The 23,386-nt window shown below is 73.6% G+C and carries 18 protein-coding genes, 1 rRNA gene and 2 pseudogenes; 20 read left to right on the forward strand and 1 reads right to left on the reverse strand.

Going from position 1 to position 23,386, the window contains the following annotated elements:
• The first annotated feature begins 8 nt into the window (after window positions 1-8).
• The 4 genes from rrf (at window position 9) to ABGB21_RS34185 (ending at window position 3,596) form a co-directional block, all read left to right on the forward strand.
• Window positions 9-125: ribosomal RNA gene (gene rrf, locus ABGB21_RS34170) — 5S ribosomal RNA — on the forward strand.
• A 167-nt stretch (window positions 126-292) separates the two neighbouring features.
• Complete coding sequence (locus ABGB21_RS34175; RefSeq protein ID WP_347681321.1) at window positions 293-1,669, forward strand: hypothetical protein; 1,377 nt, start codon at window positions 293-295, stop codon at window positions 1,667-1,669.
• A complete protein-coding gene (locus ABGB21_RS34180) occupies window positions 1,636-2,541 on the forward strand; it encodes a Replicase polyprotein 1ab (protein ID WP_347681323.1) in 906 nt (301 codons plus the stop codon). The genes ABGB21_RS34175 and ABGB21_RS34180 overlap by 34 nt, the downstream gene beginning before the upstream one ends.
• Window positions 2,538-3,596 (forward strand): HAD-IIA family hydrolase, encoded by a 1,059-nt coding sequence (locus ABGB21_RS34185; RefSeq protein WP_347658264.1) that lies wholly within the window; start codon window positions 2,538-2,540, stop codon window positions 3,594-3,596. The genes ABGB21_RS34180 and ABGB21_RS34185 overlap by 4 nt, the downstream gene beginning before the upstream one ends.
• Window positions 3,597-3,649: 53 nt before the next feature.
• Here ABGB21_RS34185 and ABGB21_RS34190 read toward each other — a convergent pair whose 3' ends face one another.
• The gene (locus tag ABGB21_RS34190) at window positions 3,650-3,988 is read right to left on the reverse strand and encodes an alkyl sulfatase C-terminal domain-containing protein (protein WP_347658265.1); all 339 of its coding nucleotides are present in this window, start codon (window positions 3,986-3,988) and stop codon (window positions 3,650-3,652) included.
• A 118-nt stretch (window positions 3,989-4,106) separates the two neighbouring features.
• Here ABGB21_RS34190 and ABGB21_RS34195 point away from each other — a divergent pair, with 118 nt between their 5' ends.
• The 16 genes and pseudogenes from ABGB21_RS34195 (at window position 4,107) to ABGB21_RS34270 (ending at window position 23,304) form a co-directional block, all read left to right on the forward strand.
• Window positions 4,107-4,685: a hypothetical protein gene (locus ABGB21_RS34195; protein ID WP_347658266.1), complete on the forward strand. Its 579-nt coding sequence runs from the start codon at window positions 4,107-4,109 to the stop codon at window positions 4,683-4,685.
• Window positions 4,682-4,930: a hypothetical protein gene (locus ABGB21_RS34200; RefSeq protein ID WP_347658267.1), complete on the forward strand. Its 249-nt coding sequence runs from the start codon at window positions 4,682-4,684 to the stop codon at window positions 4,928-4,930. The genes ABGB21_RS34195 and ABGB21_RS34200 overlap by 4 nt, the downstream gene beginning before the upstream one ends.
• Window positions 4,931-4,957: 27 nt before the next feature.
• The gene (locus tag ABGB21_RS34205) at window positions 4,958-5,803 is read left to right on the forward strand and encodes a TlyA family RNA methyltransferase (protein ID WP_347658268.1); all 846 of its coding nucleotides are present in this window, start codon (window positions 4,958-4,960) and stop codon (window positions 5,801-5,803) included.
• On the forward strand, window positions 5,800-6,684 hold the full coding sequence (locus ABGB21_RS34210; RefSeq protein ID WP_347658269.1) for an NAD kinase: 885 nt from the start codon (window positions 5,800-5,802) through the stop codon (window positions 6,682-6,684). The genes ABGB21_RS34205 and ABGB21_RS34210 overlap by 4 nt, the downstream gene beginning before the upstream one ends.
• Window positions 6,685-6,775: 91 nt before the next feature.
• The gene (gene recN / locus ABGB21_RS34215; RefSeq protein ID WP_347658285.1) at window positions 6,776-8,533 is read left to right on the forward strand and encodes a DNA repair protein RecN; all 1,758 of its coding nucleotides are present in this window, start codon (window positions 6,776-6,778) and stop codon (window positions 8,531-8,533) included.
• Window positions 8,534-8,694: 161 nt separating this feature from the next.
• The gene (gene steA / locus ABGB21_RS34220) at window positions 8,695-9,873 is read left to right on the forward strand and encodes a putative cytokinetic ring protein SteA (protein WP_347658270.1); all 1,179 of its coding nucleotides are present in this window, start codon (window positions 8,695-8,697) and stop codon (window positions 9,871-9,873) included.
• A gap of 48 nt (window positions 9,874-9,921) precedes the next feature.
• Complete coding sequence (locus tag ABGB21_RS34225) at window positions 9,922-10,857, forward strand: copper transporter (RefSeq protein ID WP_347658271.1); 936 nt, start codon at window positions 9,922-9,924, stop codon at window positions 10,855-10,857.
• A gap of 41 nt (window positions 10,858-10,898) precedes the next feature.
• Window positions 10,899-11,780 carry a hypothetical protein gene (locus ABGB21_RS34230; RefSeq protein WP_347658272.1) on the forward strand — a complete coding sequence of 294 codons (882 nt, stop codon included), beginning with the start codon at window positions 10,899-10,901 and terminating at the stop codon, window positions 11,778-11,780.
• 1 nt (window position 11,781) lies between these two features.
• Entirely contained in the window at window positions 11,782-13,464 is a 1,683-nt protein-coding gene (locus ABGB21_RS34235) for a lipid II flippase MurJ (protein WP_347658273.1), read from the forward strand.
• Window positions 13,461-14,636 carry a glycosyltransferase family 4 protein gene (locus tag ABGB21_RS34240; RefSeq protein WP_347658274.1) on the forward strand — a complete coding sequence of 392 codons (1,176 nt, stop codon included), beginning with the start codon at window positions 13,461-13,463 and terminating at the stop codon, window positions 14,634-14,636. The genes ABGB21_RS34235 and ABGB21_RS34240 overlap by 4 nt, the downstream gene beginning before the upstream one ends.
• 221 nt (window positions 14,637-14,857) lie before the next feature.
• Window positions 14,858-16,948, forward strand: a pseudogene (locus ABGB21_RS34245) (hypothetical protein); the annotation flags it as partial.
• Window positions 16,949-17,243: 295 nt separating this feature from the next.
• Window positions 17,244-18,920: pseudogene (locus ABGB21_RS34250) on the forward strand (CTP synthase); the annotation flags it as partial.
• Between the two features lie 287 nt (window positions 18,921-19,207).
• Entirely contained in the window at window positions 19,208-19,750 is a 543-nt protein-coding gene (locus tag ABGB21_RS34255) for an NUDIX hydrolase (protein ID WP_347658286.1), read from the forward strand.
• A 188-nt stretch (window positions 19,751-19,938) separates the two neighbouring features.
• Window positions 19,939-21,054, forward strand: a complete 1,116-nt coding sequence (ald, locus tag ABGB21_RS34260; RefSeq protein WP_347658275.1) for an alanine dehydrogenase — start codon at window positions 19,939-19,941, stop codon at window positions 21,052-21,054.
• Window positions 21,051-22,136 (forward strand): site-specific tyrosine recombinase XerD, encoded by a 1,086-nt coding sequence (locus tag ABGB21_RS34265; RefSeq protein ID WP_347681325.1) that lies wholly within the window; start codon window positions 21,051-21,053, stop codon window positions 22,134-22,136. The genes ald and ABGB21_RS34265 overlap by 4 nt, the downstream gene beginning before the upstream one ends.
• 238 nt (window positions 22,137-22,374) lie before the next feature.
• A complete protein-coding gene (locus tag ABGB21_RS34270) occupies window positions 22,375-23,304 on the forward strand; it encodes an AAA family ATPase (protein WP_347658277.1) in 930 nt (309 codons plus the stop codon).
• Window positions 23,305-23,386 lie beyond the last annotated feature (82 nt).

A 23,386-nucleotide genomic window follows, 5' to 3' on the forward strand; every position in this document is an offset into this window, starting at 1 on the left:
GATAGGGTTACGGCGGTTATGGCGGAAGGGAAACGCCCGGTTACATTCCGAACCCGGTAGCTAAGCCTTCCAGCGCCGATGGTACTGCACTCGTGAGGGTGTGGGAGAGTAGGACACCGCCGGACATCTTCTAATGAAGGGCCACCCATGTCTGGGTGGCCCTTCGTTGTATGTTTCGGCCAGAGCGCCCTGAGGAAGGATGTACCCGTGAGTTCACGAGCGCACGGCGGAGACCGGCCACGCCGTCAGGACGATCGTCCAGACCGACGGGGCGGTCGCGACGCCTCCGTGCGTGGAGACGGGCGACCGTCCCATCGCGGAGACCGCGATTCGTACGGCACCTCCCGCGATCGAGGAGGTTCCCCGAGTGGCGGCGGATACCGGCCCGGTGGCCGGGACGGCGGCTTCCGAGCCGCGGGCCGGGGTGACGGCGACCGTCGGGACGACCGGGGGGGACCGCGTGCCGAACGAGGCGGCGACTTCCGGGGGGACCGAGACCAGCGGACCGACCGTGGCGGTGCCGGCGGCCGTAGCGGTGACGGTGGCGGCTACCGCTCCGGCGCGCCACGCGGCGGCGGATTCCGGGACCGGGGTGACTTCCGCGGCCGGGGTGATGACGACCGAGGAGCTGGCTACCGGCGGGATAGCGGTTACCGGGGCGGCGACCGGCGGGACGACGCCGCTCGCGGCGGTGCCGACCGCGGCGCAGGCTACGGCCGGGACGGTGGTGACCGTCGTGAGGGAGGCTTCCGGAGCGGTGAGCGTCGTGACGGTGGTTTCCGTGGTGGTGACCGCCGTGAGGGCTTCGGCCGGGACGGTGGTGACCGTCGTGAGGGTGGTTTCCGGCGGGACGGCGGATTCCGGAGCGACAGCGGCTTTCGTGGTGGTGACCGGCGGGATGATTCCGGCCGGGACGGCGGGTTCCGTGGTGGCGAGCGTCGTGAGGGGGGCTTCCGGAGCGGCGAGCGTCGTGAGGGGGGTTTCCGTGGTGGTGACCGCCGTGAGGGCTTCGGGCGCGATGGTGGTGACCGCCGTGAGGGCGGTTTCCGTGGTGGTGACCGTCGTGAAGGCTCTGGCCGCGATGGTGGTTTCCGTGGTGGTGACCGCCGTGAGGGCGGTTACCGAGCTCCGGGCCAGGGCGGTGGGTACCGGAGCGGCGCACCGGGCGAGGGCGGGCGCGGTTTCCGCGAGCGCGACGGCCGCCCGGGCTTCGAGGACCGTCAGCGGGGTGCCGGCCCGGACCGTGGTCGCCCGGCCGGCGACCGGCCCGGCGCCCGTGACACCGGTGGACGGCGCGACGACTTCCGGGGCGAACGACCCCGGTACGGCACGCGGGGCGGCGACGATCGGGGCACCGTACGGCCGGCTGAGGGCGGACGTGCGGAAGGTACGCGGCCTGAGGCGGGTGTCTCCGGTCGGGGTGCCGACGGGCGCCGGGACGGTGCCGACCGGCGACCGCGTGAGGAGGGTCGGTACGGCGGCGACCAGCGCGCCGGTCGTGGCGATGGCCAGGGCAGGACGGGCGACTCCCGGGAGTCGGCCGACCCGGTCCTGCCCGACGAGATCGTGGCGACGGATCTCGACAGTTCGGTCCGGGCAGAACTGCTCTCTCTGGCGAAGCCGGTCGCGGAGCGGGTGGCGAGGCACCTCGTCGCGACGGGACAACTGATCGACGAGGATCCGGAACTGGCGCTGGAGCACGCGCTGGCGGCCAGGCGGCTCGCGGCCAGGATCGCCCCGGTGCGCGAGGCTGTCGGACTGGCCGCGTACCGGGCGGGTGAGTGGCAGACCGCCCTCGCCGAGCTGCGTACCTATCACCGGATGACGGGCAAGCAGACGCACCTGGCCGTACTTGCGGACTGCGAGCGGGCACTCGGCCGGCCGGAGCGGGCGATCGACCTGTTCCGGGGCGCCGACCGGGAGTCGCTGGACAAGGCGGACGCGATCGAACTGCTGATCGTGGCCGCCGGTGCCCGAGGCGACATGGGTCAGGGCGACGCGGCCGTGGCCATGCTTCAGGTACGCGAACTGACCTCGGCATCGACCGAGCCGTGGACCGCCCGGCTCCGGTACGCGTACGCCGACTCCCTCCTGGCGGTCAGCCGCCGTGAGGAGGCCCGGGAGTGGTTCGCCCGCGCTGCGGAGGTCGACGAGTACGGCGAGACCGACGCGGCGGAACGGCTGCTGGAACTCGACGGTGTGGTCCTCGAGGGGGACGAACTCGACGACGAGACCGACCCTGAGAAGCCTGGAGCCGAGGCTGATCCCGACGGCGGCGAGGCAGAATTCGACGACGCCGCTGAGGCGGCGGCCGAACCCGAGGACGACCTCGAGGACGACCTCGAGGACGACCTCGAGGACGACGTTGATGACGACGTTGATGACGAGGACGACGACGAGGACGACGACGAGGATCTGGTTGGCGAGGATGCCGACGACGACGGGAACGTGACCCCGGCCGCCGAGGCGACGTCGACGGCAGAGGTTGTGAAGGGTGCCGAGGCCGCCACCGACGACTCGCCGGGAACGGCTCGCGCGTGACGGGCTCCTCGACGGACGGTCGGCTGGTCGACGCGTACGATCTGGTGGTTTTTGATCTGGACGGTGTGATCTACCTGGTCGACCGGCCGATCGAGACGGCCGTCGCGGCGGTCAGCCGGCTGTACGCCGAGGGTAGGCCGCTGACGTACGCGACGAACAACGCGTCCCGGCGAGCCGCCGAGGTCGCCACGTTGCTGACCGGCATGGGGCTCTCCGCCCGTCCTGACGAGGTACTCACCTCGGCCCGGGCCGCGGCGGAGGTCCTGGCCGAGCGCTTTCCGGCGGATTCGGCCGTACTCGTGGTCGGGGCGGAGGCGTTGCGGGCGGAGGTTCGGACCGTCGGGCTGCGGCCGGTCAGCCGGTTCGAGGACGCACCGGTCGCGGTAGTGCAGGGCTACGGTCCGCAGGTCGGCTGGGCCGATCTTGCCGAGGCTGCCCTGGCGGTACGGGCCGGTGCGGAGTGGATCGCCACGAACACCGACCGCACCCTGCCCACCCCACGGGGACCGGTGCCGGGCAACGGCTCGCTGGTGGCGGTGCTGCGTACCGCCCTGCAGCGGGAACCCGACCTGGTCGTCGGCAAGCCCGGACCGGCACTGTTCAGCACGGCGGCCCGGCGTACCGGTGCCACCCGCCCGCTGACGGTCGGCGATCGGCTCGACACCGACATCGAGGGGGCGGTGCGGGCGGGCATGGACAGTCTGCTCGTGCTCACCGGAGTGAGTACTCCCACCGACCTGCTGCACGCCCCGGCGCACGCCCGGCCGACCTACGTCGCCGAGACCCTCGAGGGGCTGTTCGATCCGGCCGGGGTGGCTCGGCTGCCCGGGCCGACGTCGCCGCCGTACCCGGCCGGGGCGACCGGGTGGCAGGTGACCCGGGAACAGACGACCGGACTGCTCGCCGGGTCGGGTTCGCGGCTGGAGGCGTTGCGGGCGTTGTGTGCCGAGTCGTGGTCAGCCGAGGGACCGCTCGAGGCTGTCCGTCCGGCGGGTCAGGAGGCCCGACAGGCGCTCGAGGCACTCGGTCTGCTGAGGACGTCAGCCCCGGCCTGAACCGATCGGGCCACCCGCGTCGGTCACCGGCACGGCTCGGCGGTACCGGGCGGTCAGAGGAGCTTGCGGAGCTTCAGCAGGTCGAACGGGTTGGCGTTGACCGTCATCTGCCGCGCGGCGAGCGCCTTGGGGATATCCAGTTCGCCCTGGACCAGCCGGATCAGGTTGTCGCTGGTCGTGCTCAACGCGATCTTCGCCTTCGGGTCGTCACCGTCGGCGAGGTCGACCAGGCGTCCACCGGTCAGCCGACCGTGGAACGCGGTGCCGAGGTCGGTGATCCGGCAGGCCAGCGTACGGTCCAGATCGATCTGTTTGCGTCCCGTGGCGGCGTTGACGTCCAACCGGGCCGCCAGATCGTGCAGCGCCTGCCGACATTCCTCAACACTGGCCATCGCCCGCCCCCTCGTCTCGCGCCACGCCCGCTCCCCGGGCACCGTACCGCACTGGCCGGCGCCCGGCGCCCGGTAGCGTGACAACCTGTACAGTCGGCACCCGCGAAAGGACCGGGGTATGCAGGATGCGTGGCGGGCCTATCTCGAGTTGGCCCTCGGGTTGAGCGAGGCGTCGAGGAAGCGGGCCCAGGCGGTCGCCAGGAAACTGGTCGGCTCCAGCGGTGCCACGGCCGCCCAGCTGCAGACCATGGCGGAGGAGCTGATCTCCACCGGCATGGCCAACCGGGAGGCGCTGACGCGGATCGTCCGGGTGGAGGTCGACCGGGCTCTCGGCGCGCTCGGACTTGCCACCAACGACGAGGTCGCCGCCCTGACCCGACGGGTACAGCAGTTGGAACGGGACCTGGCGAACGTCCGGGCGGGTGCGGAGCCCGCGCCGGCGGCCGGCTCGGGGGCCGGTTCGACGGCGTCGGCCGGAAAGGCACTGGTGCCCAAGGCGGTCGCGAAGAAGGCGGTCGCGAAGAAGGCGGTCGCGAAGAAAGCCGTTGCCAGGAAGGCGGAGGCGCAGGAGCCGGTCGCCCGGCAGGCCCTCGCCAAGCAGGCTGTGGCGAAGAAGGCGACCGTGAAGAAGGCAGCGAAGAAGGCAGTGGTGAAGAAGACCCCACCCTCCGCGGCCTCCGGCGGTGATGCGGCGTGAACCCCAGTCCCGTACCCGGTCCGTTCCGGCCCGGTGGCCCGCCCGGAACCGGGCGACCCGGGGCGTCGACCTCCAGCCACGCCGCCGCCGACGCCGGTGACACCGGCACCGGCCATCCCGCCGTGGACGCCGTACTCCAGGCCATGGCCAACGCGGCGAACCTGCCACCGGCCGACCAGATCGCCCAGTACGAGGCCGCGCACCAGACGCTGCGGGAGACCCTCGCCACCATCGACCAGGCGTGAGCCCAGCCACCCACCGGAGAAACATCGATGGCACGTCGTACCCGACTCGACGCCGAACTCGTCCGCCGCGGTCTGGCCCGGTCGCGGGAGCAGGCCGCCGCGCTGGTGGAGGCCGGGCGGGTCCAGGTCCGTGGTGTCGCGGCCCGCAAGGTGGCGGCCATGGTCGACCCCGCGGACCCGGTCCGGGTGCTCGGTGAGGACCCCGGCACCGAGTACGTCTCCCGTGGCGGGCACAAGCTCGCCGGCGCGCTGGCCGCGTTCACCCCGGACGGCCTGCGGGTGACCGGTCGACGCTGCCTCGACGCCGGAGCGTCGACCGGCGGTTTCACCGACGTGCTGCTCCGCGCGGGGGCGGCCGAGGTGGTCGCCGTCGACGTCGGCTACGGCCAGCTCGCCTGGGCACTCAGGGAGGATCCCCGGGTGCGGGTCTTCGAACGCACCAACGTCCGGACCCTCACCCCCGACGTCATCGGTGGCACGGCCGCGCTCACCGTCGCCGATCTCTCGTTCATCTCGCTCCGCCTGGTGCTTCCGGCGTTGCGGGCCTGCACCGACCCGGAGGGGGACCTGGTGCTCATGGTCAAGCCGCAGTTCGAGGTCGGCAAGGAGCGGGTCGGCAGCGGCGGGGTGGTCCGCGATCCCGAACTGCGGACCGAGGCCGTCCTCGCGGTCGCCGGCACCGCCGCCGACCTCGACCTCGGACTGGCCGGCGTGGTGGCCAGCCCGCTGCCCGGTCCGAGCGGCAATGTGGAATTCTTCGTCTGGCTGCGACAGGGCGCGCCGGCCCCGGACGAGACGCGGGTCCGGGCGGCGGTGGCGGCCGGACCGGCCGGGCCGACCGGCTCGGGCGTGGCACGGGAGGGAGCCCGATGACCCGGACCGCACTTCTGGTGACGCACACCGGCCGGCCGGCGAGCACCGCGCACGCCCGTACCGTCGCGGCGGACCTGATCGCGGCGGGTTTCGAGGTACGGGTGGTGGCCGAGGAGGCGGAGGACCTGCACCTGCCCGGCGTGCGACCGGTCAGCCTGCTCGGTGCCGCCGAGGGCGCGGAGATCGTCATCGCGCTCGGCGGCGACGGCACGTTCCTGCGCGCCGCGGACCTGGCCCGCCCGGCGAAGGCGCCGCTGCTCGGCATCAACCTCGGCCGGGTCGGCTTCCTCGCGGAGGCGGAGATCGACGACCTCGACCAGGCGGTCCGGGACGTGGTCCAGCGCGACTACACAGTGGACGAGCGGCTCACCCTGGACGTCCGGGCCGAGTTCGAGGGCGGCCCGGTGATCGAGTCCTGGGCGCTCAACGAGGTGACCGTGGAGAAGGGCGAACGCGCCCAGATGCTCGAACTCCTGGTCGACGTCGACGGGCGGCCGCTGTCCCGGTACGGCTGCGACGGTGTCGTCTGCGCCACCCCCACCGGCTCCACCGCGTACGCCTTCTCCGCCGGCGGGCCGATCGTCTGGCCGGAGGTGGAGGCCCTGCTGCTGGTGCCGATCAGCGCCCACGCGCTGTTCAGCCGCCCGATCGTCACCGCGCCGACGTCCACCTTCACCGTCACGGTGAACCCGTTCACCACCCTCGCGGTGCTCAGCTGCGACGGCCGCCGGGTCTACGACCTGCCGCCGGGGGCCCGGGTCACGGTGCACCGGGGCGCGCTGCCGGTCCGGGTCGTCCGGCTGCGGGCCCGGCACTTCACCGACCGGCTGGTCGCCAAGTTCGGGCTGCCGGTCGAGGGGTGGCGGGACCGCCGCAGTTAGTACCCCGAACCGCCGGCCGTGGCGGCCGCCGACAATCGGAGGCGGGCGCCGGGTGGTCAAGTGTCGGGGGCCGCTACTACTGTCGGTGGCTGTGCTGGAAGAGCTGCGCATCACCGGGTTGGGCGTCATCGAGGACACCACGCTGCCGTTGACCGGTGGCATGAACGTCATCACAGGCGAGACCGGCGCGGGCAAGACCATGGTCGTCACCGGTCTCGGGCTGCTCTTCGGCGGGCGCGCCGACGCCGGTCGGGTGCGGGCCGATCCCGGTCGGGCGGTGGTCGAGGGCCGACTGCGGTTGGCTGCTGGAGTCGCCACCGCCGTACACACCCGGATCGCCGACGCGGGTGGCGAGCCGGACGACGACGGTTCGGTGCTGCTGAGCCGTACGGTAACGGTGGAGGGGCGGTCCCGGGCCCACGTCGCGGGCCGGAGCATGCCGGTGTCGATGCTGAGCGAGATCGGGGAGCAGGTGCTGGCCGTGCACGGCCAGTCGGACCAGCTGCGGCTGCTCCGCCCCGCCGAACAGCGGGCCGCGCTGGACCGGTTCGGTGGACCGGAGCACGAGAAGCTGCTGGAGAACCTGCGCGAGTCGTACACCCGGTGGCGCCGGGTATCGGACGACCTGGCCGACCGGCGGCGCAACGCCCGCGAACGCCACCAGGAGGCGGACCTGCTGCGCCTCGGCCTGGACGAGATCACCCGGGTGGACCCGCAGCCGGGGGAGGACGACGAGCTCAAGGCGGAGGCGCAACGGCTGGAGCACGCGGAGGGTCTGCGGACCGCGGCCCAGACCGCGCAGCACTGCGTGGCGGGCGCGGCCGAGCCGACCGACGAGATGGCCGACGTGACGACACTGCTCGGGCACGCCCGACGGATCCTGGAGGCCCAGGCCGCCGTGGACCGGACCCTCGGCGACCTGGCGGGGCGGCTCGAGGAGGTCGCCACCCTGGTCGGCGACATCGCGGCGGAACTCTCCGGCTATCTGGCGGCCCTCGACGCCGACCCGGCCCGGCTGCAGACCATCTACGAGCGCCGGGCGGCGCTGCGCGGGCTGACCCGCAAGTACGCCGACGACGTCGACGGGGTGATCGCCTGGGCGGAGCGGGCCCGGACCCGGCTGTCCGAGCTGGACAGCTCCGACGAACTCCTCGACGAACTGGAACGGGAGCGGGACCGGTTGGCCGGTGAGGTCGCCGAGTTGGCCGGCCGGCTCTCCGCGGCCCGGCGGGAGGCCGCCGGCCGGTTCGCCGAGCAGGTGACGGTCGAACTCGCCGGCCTGGCGATGCCGCACGCCCGGATCGAGGTGGCGGTGCTGCCCCGGGCGGCGGGTCGGGGCGAGCCGACGCTGACCGTCGACGGTGTCGAGGTCGGGGTCGGGTCGGACGGCGCGGACGAGGTCGAACTGCGACTGCTCGCCCACCCGGGCGCACCGTCGCTGCCGCTGCAGCGGGGCGCCTCCGGCGGCGAACTGTCCCGGGTCATGCTCGCCATCGAGGTGGTCTTCGCCGGCTCCGGTGGGCCGCCCACGCTCGTTTTCGACGAGGTCGACGCCGGGGTCGGCGGGCAGGCGGCGGTGGAGATCGGCCGCCGGCTGGCCCGGTTGGCCCGTACCCACCAGGTCCTGGTGGTGACCCACCTGCCGCAGGTCGCCGCGTTCGCCGACCGGCACCTGGTGGTGGCCAAGGACACCGGGGGCGCGGTGACCACCAGTGGGGTACGGGTGGTCGAGGACACCGAGCGGGCCCGGGAACTCGCCCGGATGCTCGCTGGTTTGCCCGACTCCGACCTGGGTATCGCGCATGCGGAGGAACTGCTCGCGGTGGCGGCCCGGGAACGCCGGCCCTGACGGCGGACGGCCCCCGGACCGGTGCGGGCGGGGGCGCGGGAAACAGAAGGTGTGACCCGGGCCACACCCGGCCGGGCGTCGATGTGGTTCCCTTGGGGGTGGCGGCCCTGCTCAGGCATGTCGCGACAGAAAGCTCTGCCCCACATGCCAGGATGGTCAGGATGCGTTTACCCACGTTGCGCCGGGCCCGGAGCGCCGAACCGGGCAAGATTGTCGGCACCGCGCGCCTCGACCGCCGGACGAAGCGCCTGGTCGGTCGACTACGTCCTGGTGACATCGCGGTGATCGACCATGTCGACCTGGACCGGGTCGCGGCCGACTCCCTGGTGGCGGTCGGCGTCGGCGCGGTGCTCAACGCCAAACCGTCGGTCTCCGGCCGATACCCCAACCTCGGACCGGAAGTGCTGATCAAGGCGGGGATCCCCCTCCTCGACGACCTCGGCGAGAGCATCTTCCAGCAGATCCGCGAGGGGGACACGGTCCGGATCGACGGCAACACCGTGCTGCTCGGTGACGAGCCGGTCGGGCACGGCAGCCGACAGGACGCCGAGTCGGTGGCCAAGGCGATGGCCGACGCCCGGGAGGGCCTGTCGGTGCAGTTGGAGGCATTCGCCGCCAACACCATGGAGTACCTCAAGCAGGAACGTGACCTGCTGCTCGACGGCGTCGGGGTGCCGGACATCGAGACCACGATCCGGGGTCGACACTGCCTGATCGTGGTCCGGGGGTACGACTACAAGGCCGACCTCGACGTGCTGCGCCCGTACATCCGGGAGTTCAAGCCGGTGCTGATCGGGGTCGACGGCGGGGCGGACGCCCTGGTCGAGGCGGGATACACCCCCGACCTGATCATCGGCGACATGGACTCGGTCACCGACGACGTGCTGCGCTGCGGCGCCGAGGTGATCGTGCACGCGTACCCGGACGGGCGGGCCCCCGGACTGGCCCGGGTGAACGGGCTCGGGGTCACCGCCCAGACCTTCCCGGCCGCGGCCACCAGCGAGGACCTGGCGATGCTGCTCGCCGACGGCAAGGGCGCCTCGCTGATCGTGGCGGTCGGCACCCACGCGACACTCGTCGAGTTCCTGGACAAAGGCCGGGGCGGCATGGCCTCCACCTTCCTCACCCGGTTGAAGGTCGGTGGCAAACTGGTCGACGCCAAGGGGGTGAGCCGGCTCTACCGGCAGAGCATCTCCGGCTCGTCGCTGCTGCTGCTGGTGCTCTCGGCGCTGGCCGCGATGGCGTCGGCGGTCGCGGTCTCCACCGTCGGCAAGGCCTACCTCGGGGTGGCCTCCGAGTGGTGGAACAATACGGTGTTCCAACTTGGACAGCTCTTCTAGGCCCCGGCCCATGGAGGTCGGGCCCCGATCGATCAAGAGGCGCTGGTCGTGATCAACTTTCGGTACCACGTGGTGTCGCTCACCGCGGTCTTCCTGGCCCTGGCCATCGGCCTGGTGGTCGGCACCGCGGCCCTCAACGGGCCGCTCGCCGACTCCCTCAACGACACCGTCAACGCGCTGCGTAAAAGCAACGACCAGCTCCGAGACCAGGTCGACAGCATGCAGGCCGAACTCCAGCGCGAGGAGGACTTCGTCACCGAGGCCGCGCCGCACCTGCTGCGCGGGGCGCTCACCAACCGCCGGGTGCTGGTGCTCACGCTGCCGAGCGGGCAGGACCACGTCGAGGACGTCACCGAAATGATCCGGCAGACCGGTGCCACCATTACCGGCCGGATCGACGTACAGGAGAAGTTCATCGAACCGGCCAGCAACGTCGACCTGCTCGGCATGGCGGCCCGGGCGGCCCGTCCGACCATCCCCGACGCGGAACTGCCCGGCAGCGACGGCGTGGAGAAGTCCGCCGCGCTGCTGGCCAGCGCCGTGCTCGACCGCCCGGAGGGCGGCTCGCCGGTCACCGACGCGGACCGGCGGGCGGTGCTGGAGGACTACAGCGAGGCGGGCTACCTGACCGTGCCGGAGAAGATCACCGCCCCCGCCGAGGCGTTCGTGGTGGTCAGCGGGCAGCCGTACGTCGACCGGGACGCGGCGAAGAAGGACGCCTCGGTGGTCCGGTTGACCGACCAGTTCGACAAGGCGTCCCTGGCCGTGGTCGCCGGCAACGGCAGCGGCGGCGGCAACCTGGTGGCGGAGGTGCGTCGGGACCCGGCGCTGTCCAAGACGATCTCCACCGTCGACAACGCGAACACCGTGCAGGGGCAGCTGGTCACCGCGCTGGCACTGGTCCAGCAGTTCGGCACCAAGCAGGCCGGCGCGTACGGGGTCGGCGAGGGCGCCCAGTCCCTGCTGCCGGCGTTGCCCGAGTGACCGCCCCGGAACAGGCCACCCGGCACGCCACGGGTGGCCGCATGACCGCGGGACGCGGTGTCGCCGGTCGGCGCCGGATCGCCTTCGGTGTCGCCGCCGGGCTGGCCGGTGCGGTACTGCGCGCCGTCGCCGCCGGTCCCTGGGCCCCCGCGTTGAAACGCACCAACTTCCGGGGCCGCACCGTCACCCTCGCCGCCGGCCCGGCGCTCGCCGCCGCCGCGGCCGTGGGCGGAGCGGCCGGCGCACCGAGCCGCCCCGCCGCCACCGCCGCCCTGGTCGCCGGCCTCTCCTCCGGCGCCGTCGGCCTCTACGACGACGTGGTCGGGGCCCGCCCCGACCAGAAGACGGCCAAGGGCTTCGCCGGACACCTCGGCGCGCTGCGGCAGGGCCGGGTCACCAGCGGCCTCGTCAAGATCGCCGGGGTGGGGGCCGCCGGGCTCGCCGCCGCCGCCCTGCTCGCCGCCGACCCCACCGTCCGGTCACACCCACACCGTCGCCGGGCCGGCCGTACCGCCGGCCTGGTCGACGTGCTGCTCGGTGCCGGAGTGGTCGCCGGCACCGCCAACCTGGTCAACCTGCTCGACCTGCGACCGGGCCGGGCGCTGAAGGCCGGTGTGCTGCTCGGCACCCCGCTGCTGCCCGGCCCGACCGGCGGACTCGCCGCCGGCCCGGTCGGCGCCGCCGCCGCGCTGCTCCCCGCCGACCTCGACGAGCGGGTCATGCTCGGTGACAGCGGCGCCAACGCGCTCGGCGCGCTGCTCGGGGTGGCGCTGGCCGCGCGTACCGGGCCGGTGGGGCGGGCCGCCCTGCTGACCGGGATCGCCGCGCTCACCGCCGCCAGCGAGAAGGTCAGCTTCACCCAGGTGATCCAGAACACCCGGGGATTGCGCGAACTCGACGCGCTGGGTCGGCGACACTCCTGACGTGAAGACGCCGGCACCCCTCGTCGGCGCCGGTCGGGTCGCCGGTGCCGCGGCGCTGATCGCCGTACTGACCGTGGCCAGTCGACTGGCCGGGTTCGGGCGTACCGCCGTCTTCACCTGGGTGATGGGCGACAACAGCGACCTCGGCGGCATGTACGTGGTCGCGAACACCGTGCCGAACATCATCTTCGAGATCGTCGCCGGTGGGGCGCTGGCCAGTCTGGTCGTACCGCTGCTGGCCGGCGCGGTCGCGGCCGGTGACCGGGCCGCGGTGGCCCGGACCACCGGCGCCCTGCTCAGCTGGACGCTGACCCTGCTGGTCCCGCTCGCGGTCGTGGTCGCGGTCTTCGCCGAACCGGTGATCGGGCTGATCGCCGACCGGCCGAGCCCGGCCGAGGTCGAGGCCGGAGCCCGGATGCTGCGGGTCTTCGCCCCGCAACTGCCGCTGTACGGGATCGGCATCGTGCTCACCGGCGTGCTGCAGTCGTACCGGCGGTTCGCCTGGCCGGTGATCGCCCCGCTGCTCTCCAGCGTCACGGTGATCGGGGTCTACCTGGCGTTCGCCGCCGCCGAGGGCGTGCACCCGAGCATCGCCGGGGTGGGCCGGGGTGGCGAGTTGATCCTCTCCGCCGGCACCACCCTCGGCGTGGTGGTGCTCTCCCTGTCGCTGCTCGTGCCGCTGCGCCGGCTCCGGCTGCCGATCCGACCCGGCTACCGGTTCCCGGCCGACGCCCGGGCCAGGGTCGGCGGCCTCGCCCTGGCCGGCGCGGCCACCGTGGCCGCCCAGCAGATCGCCCTGGTGGTCAGCCTGCACCAGGTGACCGGCGGGCCGACCGGCGCCGCGGTGGTCTTCAACCTGGCCCAGACCGTCTACCTGCTGCCCTGGGCGGTGCTCGCGGTCCCGCTGGCCGTCGCCGCGTACCCGACCCTCGCCGCCGCCCACGCCACCGGCGACACCGCCGGCTACCGGGACACCCTCGCCCCGACCGCCCGCCGGGTGCTGCTGTTCAGCTGCCTCGGCGCGGCGGCGCTGGTCGGCACCGCCGAACCGGTCGCCCGGTTCTTCTGGCCGGGCAGCGGCACCGCCTCCGCCGCCGCCATCGCCGGGTTCGCCCCCGGACTGCTCGGCTACGGCCTGCTCGCGGTTCTCACCCGGGCCCTGTACGCCCGCAACGCCGCCGCCCCGGCCACCGTCGCCACCGTGGTCGGCTGGCTCCTGGTGCCGGTCGCCGCGATCGGGCTCTCCGCCGTTTTCCCGGTCGACCACCGGGTGTTCGCGGTCGGGCTGGCGAACTCGCTCGGCATGCTGGTACTGGGTGTGCTGCTGGTCGGGACGGTGATCCGGGAGGCCGGCCGTCGGGCATTGACCGGCTTTCCCCGCTCGGCGCTGGTCGGACTGCTCGCCGGGGTGGTCGCGGCGGCGGCCGGCGCGGCACTGGCGCACTGGCTGGGCGGCGGCGCCGACGGCACCCCGGCGCGCGGCGCCGCCCTGCTACAGGGCATGCTGTCCGGTGTCGTCGTCGGCGCGGTGTTCGTCGCGATCGCGTACCCGCTGGACCGGCACGACGTACGCCCGCTGCTGGTGGCGACCCGCAACCGGCTGGGTGGCCTGACGGCCCGGGCGGGTCGACGCCACGTCGGCGGCCCGGAGACGGACGAGGAGAGGGAACGGGAGACGCGGTGAGTACCGGGACAGTCGGCGACTGGGCCGGCTCGGTTGTCCTCCTCCTCGCCTCCAGCACCGGGGGCGTCGGCCAGCACGTCGCCTCGCTGGTCCGGGGCCTGGTCAGCAACGGCGTCACGGTCACCGTCTGCGGGCCCGCCGCCACCGAGCAGCAGTTCACCTTCACCGCCGGTGGCGCCCGCTTCGTACCGGTCGAGATCCCGGCGAGCCCGACCCCGGCCGACGCCCGGGCGGTCGCCGCACTGCGCCGGGTACTGACCGAACCGGTCGACGTGGTGCACGCGCACGGACTCCGGGCCGGCCTGGTCGCGGTCCTCGCCCGCCCGGCGGCGCCGGTCGTGGTCACCTGGCACAACGCGGTGCTCGCCACCGGCGTACGCGGACAGCTGTCCCGGCTCGTCGAACGGGTCGTCGCCCGTCGGGCCCGGGTCACCCTCGGTGCCTCCGCCGACCTGGTCGACCGGGCCCGGGCCCTCGGCGCACCGGACGCCCGGCTGGCCCCGGTCGCCGCCCCGAGCCTGCCGCCGCCGCGCCGGAGCCGGGCCGCGGTCCGGGCCGAGTTCGGCGTGGCGCCGGACCAGCCGCTGATCCTGTCGGTCGGCCGCCTGCACCCGCAGAAGCGCTACGACCTGCTGGTGGACGCCGCCGCCCGGTGGCGGGACCTCGACCCGGCGCCGGTGGTGGTGATCGCCGGCAGCGGTCCCAGCTATCTGCAGCTGGCCGCCCGGATCTCGGCCACCCGGGCCCCGGTCACCCTGCTCGGCCACCGCACCGACGTGGCCGACCTGCTCGGCGGGGCGGACCTGGCGGTGGTCACCAGCGACTGGGAGGCCCGGCAACTCTTCGCCCAGGAAACGCTGCGGGCCGGCGTACCGCTGGTCGCCACCGCCGTCGGCGGGCTGCCGGAGCTGGTCGGCGACGCGGTCGTACTGGTCCCGCCGGGCGACGTCGAGGCCGTCGACGAGGCGGTCCGGGCCCTGCTCGCCGACCCCGACCGGCGGGCGGCGCTGGCCCGGGCGGGCCTCGACCGGGCCGCCGGGTGGCCGACCGAGGTCGAGACAGTGGCCGCCGTCACCACGCTCTACGCCGAACTCGCCCCGGCCGCGGTCTCCGCCGGCCGGCCCGACGACTCCGCCACCGGTTCCGCCGGTTCGGCGGCGGGGCAGGTCTGATGCCGCGCCCAGGACCCGGGTGGCGTGGCCGGCTGGCGGCGCTGCCCCGGCGGCTGCGGTCGGCCCACCCGGACCGGACCGCACCGGCACCGGACGACCCGGCGCTCCCGGATCCGGGGCGGCAGCTCGAGGTAGCGCCGGATCCGACAGGGTCCACCCCGGACCCTGCACGGCCGGCGCCGGCCGTGCCGGACCTGGTACGCCGGTTCGCGGTGCTGCCGGTGCTGCGTCGGCTGGTGCCGGTCCTGTTGACCGCCGCGGTGGTGGCCCTGGGCGTCGCGGCGCTGGTCGTCCGGCCGGCCGCCGGCGCACCGGAGAAGACCGCCGACTACGTGGTGCTGGTCGGCATCCCGGGCCTGCGCTGGGACGACGTCGACCCGCAGCAGACCCCGACGCTGTGGCAGATGGCCGAACGAGGCTCCATCGGCTCGCTGTCGGTCCGCTCGGCGCGCCAGCCGACCTGCCCGGTCGACGGCTGGCAAACTCTCGGCGCCGGCAACTTCGCGGCCTGGGACGGCACCGTCGTACCGGGTGAGTGTCCGCCGTTGGACGTCACCGTCGAGCGGCCGGACCGGATCAGCGCCAACCTGCCCGACCAGCGGGCCACGGTCAGCTTCAACCAGGACAAACTTCGCTGGGGCACGGTACCGGGGACGCTGGCCGAATCGGTCCGGTGCACCAACGCGGTCGGCTCCGGTGCGGCCGTCGCCGCCGCCCGGCCCTTCGGACGGGTGGACCGGTACGCCGAGAAGCTGCCGGCCGAGCTCTCCACCATGCTCGACGACTGCGTACTGAGCATCATCGACCTCGGCACCGTCGCCGGCGAGGACCCGGCCGGCCGGGCCGATGCCGCCCGCCGCGCCGACACCGCGCTGGCCCGGGTGCTGGCGGCCCGCCCCGAACGGTCCCTGGTGCTGGTCGCCGGGATCGCCGACACCGACCAGACGTCCCGCCTGCACGTGGCGGTGGCCGACGGCCCCGGCTGGGAACGGGGCTGGCTCACCTCGCGTAGCACGGGCCGGGACGGCTACCTGCAACTTGTCGACCTGGCGCCGACCGCGCTGGCCGCGCTCGGCCGGCCCGCGCCCCAGCGAGTCTTCGTCGGTCAGCCGGCGACCAGGGTCGCCGGCCGCCCCGCCGCCCTGCCCGACGCCATCGCCGCACCGGCGGACGCCGACCGCGAGGCGCGGGCCCAGCAACGGGTGGCCCGCTGGTTCTTCGCCCTGCTGGCCGGCCTGCAGGTGCTGCTCGCGATCGCGGTGGTGCCGCTGTTGCGGCGGGCCCGCCGGCACGCCGGACCGTCGGGACCCACCCCGGTGCCCCGGCGGATCGTCGCGACGGTCGAGGTGCTGCTGATCGCGGCCGCCCTCGCGATACCCGCCGCCCTGGTCGCCGACGTGGTCCCGTGGTGGCGCGGCGAGCACGCCGGCGTCTACTTCGCCCTGGTCACCGTCGGGCTGCTCGGTGTGGCCACCGCCGGGGTCCGGCTGGCCCGGGCGTACGGGCGCACCCTCTGGCCGTTGGGCAGCGTCGCCGCGTTGGCGGCCCTGGTCGTCGCGGCCGACGTGATCACCGGAGCCCGGCTCCAGCTCAACGGGGTGATCGGCTACTCGGCGCTGGAGGGCGGCCGCTACTCCGGCCTCGGCGTGGTCGGCCTTGGCGTGTTCGTGGCCGGCAGCCTGCTGACCGCCGGATGGCTCGCCCAACGGGTCCGCCGCAGTTGGCGTCCGGCGGTGGTGGTGCTCGTCGGTGTGCTCGGCGTGATCGTCGTCGGCAGTCCGTACCTGGGTGGTGATCCGGTGGGCGCGGTCGCGCTGACCGCCGGAGTGAGCATCGCGGCCGCGATCAGCACCGGCGGCTGGTTGACCCCTGCCCGGCTGGCCTGGGCCACCATGGCGGGTCTGGCCGTGACGATCGGGTTCGCCCTGCTCGACCTGCGCCAGCCGCTGGACCAGCGGGGCAGCCTCGGCCGCTTCCTCGCCGCCTTCGGCGACGGCACCAGCGGGCTCACCGTGCACCGCTCCGGGGCGGCGAACCTGACGGCGTTGTTCGGCAGTCCGCTGACCGTGCTGGCCCTGGCCGGCGCGGTGCTGGTGTGGTTCGCCCTGCTGCGTCCCTGGGGCGGTCTCAAACGTCTGTTCGGGATCTACCCGGCGGTCCGGGCCGGAATGGCCGGTATCGCGGTCGCCGCCCTGCTCGGCGGGGTCCTCGGCGGCGCCGCCCTCAACGTCGCCGGCGCGGCGGCCGCCCTGGCGGTGCCGATGGCCGCCCTGGCGGCGCTGCGGGTGCTCGACCACGCCACCGACCGCACCATGCCGCCCGCCGTCGGATGGGCGGACGACGCGGCCGGCGCCCCGACCGGCTGAACCACCGGTCCGGTGGTCAGGATCACCGACGGATCGATCAGGTTGAGCCGCAAACCCGATCCGGGTGCCGGGTTGCCGGCAGGTTGATCAGGTACGGCCACCGGGTCGACGGCACGGAAACGGGTGCGGCCGGCACCCCGGCCACGGATGGTGTTACCGTGGAATCCCGTGGATCGCCTCGATCACTTCGCTGATCGGACCCGGTCTGCACGATCGCAACAGACGACCACGGGAGCAGGCCTTGGCCCCTTCAGTACGGACGACCAGGCACATTTTCGTCACCGGGGGCGTCGCCTCCTCACTCGGCAAGGGCCTGACCGCCTCCAGCCTTGGAAATCTGCTCACCGCGCGGGGTCTGCGCGTCGTGATGCAGAAACTCGACCCCTACCTCAACGTCGACCCGGGAACGATGAACCCGTTCCAGCACGGTGAGGTCTTCGTCACCGACGACGGCGCCGAGACCGATCTCGACGTCGGGCACTACGAGCGGTTCCTCGACCGGGCGCTGTCCGGCAAGGCGAACGTCACCACCGGCCAGATCTACTCGGAGGTGATCGCCAAGGAGCGGCGCGGGGAGTACCTCGGGGACACCGTGCAGGTGATCCCGCACATCACCAACGAGATCAAGTCCCGGATCCTGGCCATGGCCGACCCCGACGAGGACGGCCGGACCCCGGACGTGGTGATCACCGAGGTGGGTGGCACGGTCGGGGACATCGAGTCGCTGCCGTTCCTCGAGGCGATCCGGCAGGTCCGCCACGACCTCGGTCGGGACAACTGCTTCTACCTGCACGTGTCGCTGGTGCCGTACCTGGCACCGTCCGGGGAGCTGAAGACCAAGCCGACCCAGCACTCGGTCGCCCAGCTGCGCAACATCGGTATCCAGCCGGACGCCATCGTCTGCCGGTCGGACCGGGAGATCCCGGACAAGCTCAAGCACAAGCTCTCGCTCTACTGCGACGTCGACCGCGAGGCGGTGATCGCCGCACCGGACGCGCCGAGCATCTACGACATCCCGAAGGTGCTGCACCAGGAGGGCCTGGACGCCTACGTGGTACGTCGGCTCGGGCTCTCCTTCCGGGACGTCGCCTGGGACCGCTGGGACGACCTGCTCGACCGGGTGCACCACCCCCGGCACACCGTCCGGGTCGCCCTGGTCGGCAAGTACGTCGACCTGCCCGACGCGTACCTGTCGGTGAGCGAGGCGATCCGGGCCGCCGGGTTCGGCCACCGGGCCCGGGTGGAACTGGTCTGGGTGCCGAGTGACGACTGCGTGACCGCCGCCGGTGCGGCTGCCGCGCTGGCCGGCGTCGACGGGATCGTCATCCCCGGCGGCTTCGGCGTACGCGGCATCGAGGGCAAGATCGGTGCGGTCCGGTACGCCCGGGAGAACCGGATCCCGATCCTGGGACTCTGCCTCGGTCTGCAGTGCATGACCATCGAGGTCGCCCGCCATCTCGCCGGGCTGGACGGCGCCAACTCGCTCGAGTTCGACGAGCAGGCCAGCCACCCGGTGATCGCCACCATGGCCGACCAGCAGGACATCGTCGCGGGCAAGGGTGACCTGGGCGGGACGATGCGGCTCGGCGCGTACCCGGCCCGGTTGACCGACGGTTCGCTGGTCGCCGAGGCGTACGGCGCCACCGAGGTCAGTGAGCGGCACCGCCACCGGTACGAGGTGAACAACGCCTACCGGGACGTGCTCACCAAGGCCGGGTTGCAGATCTCCGGCACCTCGCCGGACGGTCGACTGGTCGAGTTCGTCGAGCTGGACCGGGACCTGCACCCGTTCTTCGTGGCGACCCAGGCACATCCGGAGCTGAAGAGCCGGCCGACCCGGCCGCATCCGCTCTTCGCGGCGTTCGTCGGTGCGGTGGTCGCCTACTCGTCGGCCGACCAGCTGCCGGTGGACCTGGACGCTCCGGCGGGGACCGTCGCCGGTGCCCCGGTCGCCGATTCGGCGCCGGGGGGCGACGGTGCCGCCGACGTGGAGTCGGGGACCTCCCCGGCGCGGGGTGGACGGGGCGGACGCAACGGCCAGGTCCGGGCGGCCCGCGCGAGCTCCCCGTCGTGACCGGCCCCACGCCGACCGCGGCCGGCCGGACCGCTGACGGTTCCGGGCCGGCCGGGTTCGGCGGCGGCACGCCGGCCGGGTCCGGGCACCACTACGCGGTCCGGTCCAGCCAGGAGCGGTTCCGGGGGCGGATCTTCTCCGTCGTCACGGACCAGGTCGAGATGCCGGGCGGCCGGGTCTCGGCCCGGGACTACGTACGGCACGTCGGCGCGGTCGGTGTGGTCGCGTTGGACGAGCAGGGGCGGGTGGTGCTGGTACGGCAGTACCGCCACCCGCTCCGCCGGGCGATCTGGGAACTGCCGGCCGGCCTGGCCGACGTGGCCGGCGAGGAGTTGCCGGCCGGCGCGCTCCGGGAACTCGCCGAGGAGGCGGACCTGCACGCGGCCCGGCTCGACCTGCTGGTCGACGTGCACACCTCACCCGGCTACTCCGACGAGATGATCCGGATCTTCCTGGCCCGGGAGCTGTCGGAGGTCCCGCCCGGTGACCGGCACGAGCGCCACGACGAGGAGGCCGAACTGGAGGTCGTCCGGGTCGACCTGGACGAGGCGGTGACGATGGTCCTGGCCGGGGAGATCACCAACGTCGCCTGCGTGGCCGGGGTGCTCGCCGCAGCCCGGGCCCGTGACCAGGGCTGGGCGCCGCTGCGGCCGGTCGACGCGCCGCTGCCCTGACCCGTGCACCGGGCGGCCGGCTGACATACCGTCAACCCTGGCGGTTACCCGCTGTCACAATGCTGGCTGCCCGGTCCGGGGCGCGGTCCTAGACTTCCGCAGGCGGGACGGCGGACCGCGGCGGCACCGGAGCCGGCGCGCGCCGTACCACCGGAGCCGGCGACCCCGGCAGAGAGGGTGTCTGCATCGTGAAGGTCGGAATTCCGCGCGAGGTCAAGAACCGCGAGTACCGGGTGGCGATCACCCCGGCGGGTGTGCACGAGTTCGTCCGTGCCGGCCACCAGGTGTACGTGGAGGCCGGCGCCGGGGCCGGGTCGTCGATCAGCGACGACGAGTTCGCCGCCGCCGGTGCCACCATCCTCGGCGACGCCGACGACGTGTGGGGTACCGCCGAGCTGGTCCTGAAGGTCAAGGAGCCGGTCGCCGAGGAGTACCACCGGATGCGGGAGGGGCAGCTGCTCTTCACGTACCTGCACCTCGCCGCCTCCAAGTCGTGCACCGACGCGTTGCTGGACCGGAAGGTCACCGGTATCGCGTACGAGACGGTCGAGCTGCCGGACCGCTCGCTGCCGCTGCTCGCCCCGATGTCCGAGGTCGCGGGCCGGCTGGCGCCGCAGGTCGGGGCGTACCACCTGATGCGCAGCGGGGGAGGGCGCGGGGTGCTGATGGGTGGCGTCTCCGGCGTGTACGCGGCCAAGACCGTGGTGATCGGCGCCGGGGTCTCCGGCCGGAACGCGGCGGCGATCGCGCTCGGCCTGCAGGCCGAGGTGCTGCTGCTGGACCGGGCGGTGAGCCAACTGCGCCAGGCCGACGCGATCTACCGGGGGCACCTGCAGACCGTGGCGTCGAACACCTACGAGATCGAGCGGGCCGTGCTCGACGCTGACCTGGTGATCGGCGCGGTGCTGGTGCCCGGGGCGAAGGCCCCGACGCTGATCTCCAACGAGTTGGTCTCCCGGATGAAGCCGGGCAGTGTGCTCGTCGACATCTCGATCGACCAGGGCGGCTGCTTCGAGGACTCCCGGCCGACCACCCACGACGACCCGGTCTACCCGGTGCACAACTCGCTGTTCTACTGCGTGGCGAACATGCCCGGCGCGGTGCCGCACACCAGCACGTACGCGCTGACCAACGTCACCCTCCCGTACGCCCTGGAGCTGGCCAACCACGGCTGGCGTGAGGCGCTGCGCCGCGACCCGGCGCTCGCCCTGGGCCTCAACACGCACGCCGGCCAGGTCACCTACGGGCCGGTCGCCGAGGCGCACGGGATGTCCACGCTGCCGCTGGCGGACGTCCTCGGATGAGCGGGGTACCGGGGGCGGGGTCGGGCACCGACGTGCCGGCCCCGGCTCCGGCCGACCCGTCGCTGGCCGACGGGGCTCCGGCCGACCCGGCTCCGGGCGACTCGCCGCCGGATCCACCCCCGGCCGAGCCGTCACCGGCGCTGCGCCGCGCGGTGCGCGGCTACCTCGACCACCTGACCGTCGAGCGGGGACTGTCGACGAACACGCTCTCGTCGTACCGCCGGGACCTGGAACGGTATCTGGCGACGCTCGCCACCGACGGGGTCCGGGACCTGGCCACGGTCGGACCGGCCCAGATCGCCGGGCACGTGGCCCGGCTGCGGGCCGGGGATGCCGACCACCCGCCGCTGTCGGCCGCCTCCGCCGCCCGGGCCGCCTCCGCCGTCCGTGGCCTGCACCGGTTCGCGGTCCGGGAAGGGCTGGCCGGCCAGGACGCGAGCCGCGACGTCCGGCCGCCGGTGCCGCCCCGGCGGCTGCCCCGGGCGTTGGACGTCACCGACGTGCTCCGACTGCTGGAGACCACCGGCCCGGCCGGGGCGACCGGACCGGAGGCGACGCTGCCACTACGCGACCGGGCGCTGCTGGAGTTCCTGTACGGCACCGGCGCCCGGATCTCCGAGGCGGTCGGCGCCGCGATCGACGACCTCGACCTGACCGACGGGGTGGTGTTGCTCCGGGGCAAGGGTGGGCGGAGTCGGCTGGTGCCGGTCGGCGGGTACGCGGCCGAGGCGCTGCGGGCCTACCTCGTCCGGGCCCGGCCGGCCCTCGCCGCCGCCGGCCACGGCACTCCGGTGATCTTTCTCAACGCCCGCGGCGGGCCACTCTCCCGGCAGAGCGCCTGGACCATCCTGCGCCGGGCCGCCCGGCGCGCCGGACTTCCGGTCGACGGGCCGGGGGCGGTCTCGCCGCACACACTCCGTCACTCGTACGCCACCCACCTGCTCGACGGTGGCGCTGACGTGCGGGTCGTGCAGGAACTGCTCGGCCACGCCTCGGTGACCACGACCCAGGTCTACACCCTGGTGACCGTGGACCGGCTCCGCGAGGTGTACGTCACCGCGCATCCCCGGGCCCTCGACTGATCCGCTCCGGGTAATCTCGGCGCGCGGCGCCTGCGACGCGTGGACGCTCCGGCCGTGGTACACCGTTGTCCCCGCCGAGTCGACACGCCGAGACGGTGCCCACTACGGTGCTGCGACGTGGCGTACAGTCGGCATCGGCGCGGCCTCGTGAGGCGGCAATCGAGGTTCGCGGCGGCGCCGCACAGGACACCGTTCGGCTCCGACGCCGGGCAGTCGTCGGGAGGGGGCGTACGAGGACATGGCTGACAACGGTGACCGTGCCGAGGCGTGGACCTCGACCCTGCGCGAACAGCAGTCCGCCCTGGACCTCGGCGCCGAACTCGGCCCGGCCGACCCGGCCGCGTACACGATGCGCAAGCCGATCCCGGAGCCGATGCCGACCGACCAGCACGGCCCGGCGCGGATCATCGCGATGGCCAACCAGAAGGGCGGGGTCGGCAAGACCACCACGACCATCAACCTGGGCGCCGCGCTGGCCGAGTACGGCCGCAAGGTTCTGCTTGTCGACTTCGACCCGCAGGGCGCGCTCTCGGTCGGGCTCGGCGTCAACCCGCACAACCTGGACCTGTCGGTCTACAACCTGCTGATGCAGGACGACGTCACCGCCGAGGACGTGCTGATCAAGACCGACGTGGCCGGCCTGCACCTGCTGCCCGCCAACATCGACCTCTCGGCGGCCGAGATCCAGCTGGTCAACGAGGTAGCCCGGGAGATGGCCCTGGCCCGGGTGCTGCGCTCGATCCGCAAGGAGTACGACTTCGTCCTGATCGACTGCCAGCCGTCGCTGGGCCTGCTCGCGATCAACGCGTTGACCGTGGCGGACGGCGTACTCATCCCGCTGGAGTGCGAGTTCTTCAGCCTGCGCGGGGTGGCGCTGCTGCTGGACACCATCGACAAGGTGCGGGAACGGCTCAACTTCGACCTGGAGCTCGAAGGCATCCTGGCCACCATGTACGACAGCCGCACCACCCACTGCCGGCAGGTGCTGCAGCGGGTGGTCGAGGCGTTCGGCGACAAGGTCTACCAGACGGTGATCACCAAGACGGTCAAGTTCCCGGAGTCCACGGTCGCCGGCGCGCCGATCACCACCCTGGACCCGGCGTCCTCCGGTGCCCGCAACTACCGCCAGCTGGCCCGAGAGGTGATCGCCGCGCAGGCCGAGCGGTAGCCCTGTGCGGAGGTTCCCGGCCGGCGGCTGCCGGCCGCTGTCCCGTTCCGTTTCCGTTTCCGTTCTCCGTTCCGGAGCCGGC

The organism is Plantactinospora sp. B24E8, from assembly GCF_039871735.1.
Classification (GTDB): Bacteria; Actinomycetota; Actinomycetes; order Mycobacteriales; family Micromonosporaceae; genus Plantactinospora.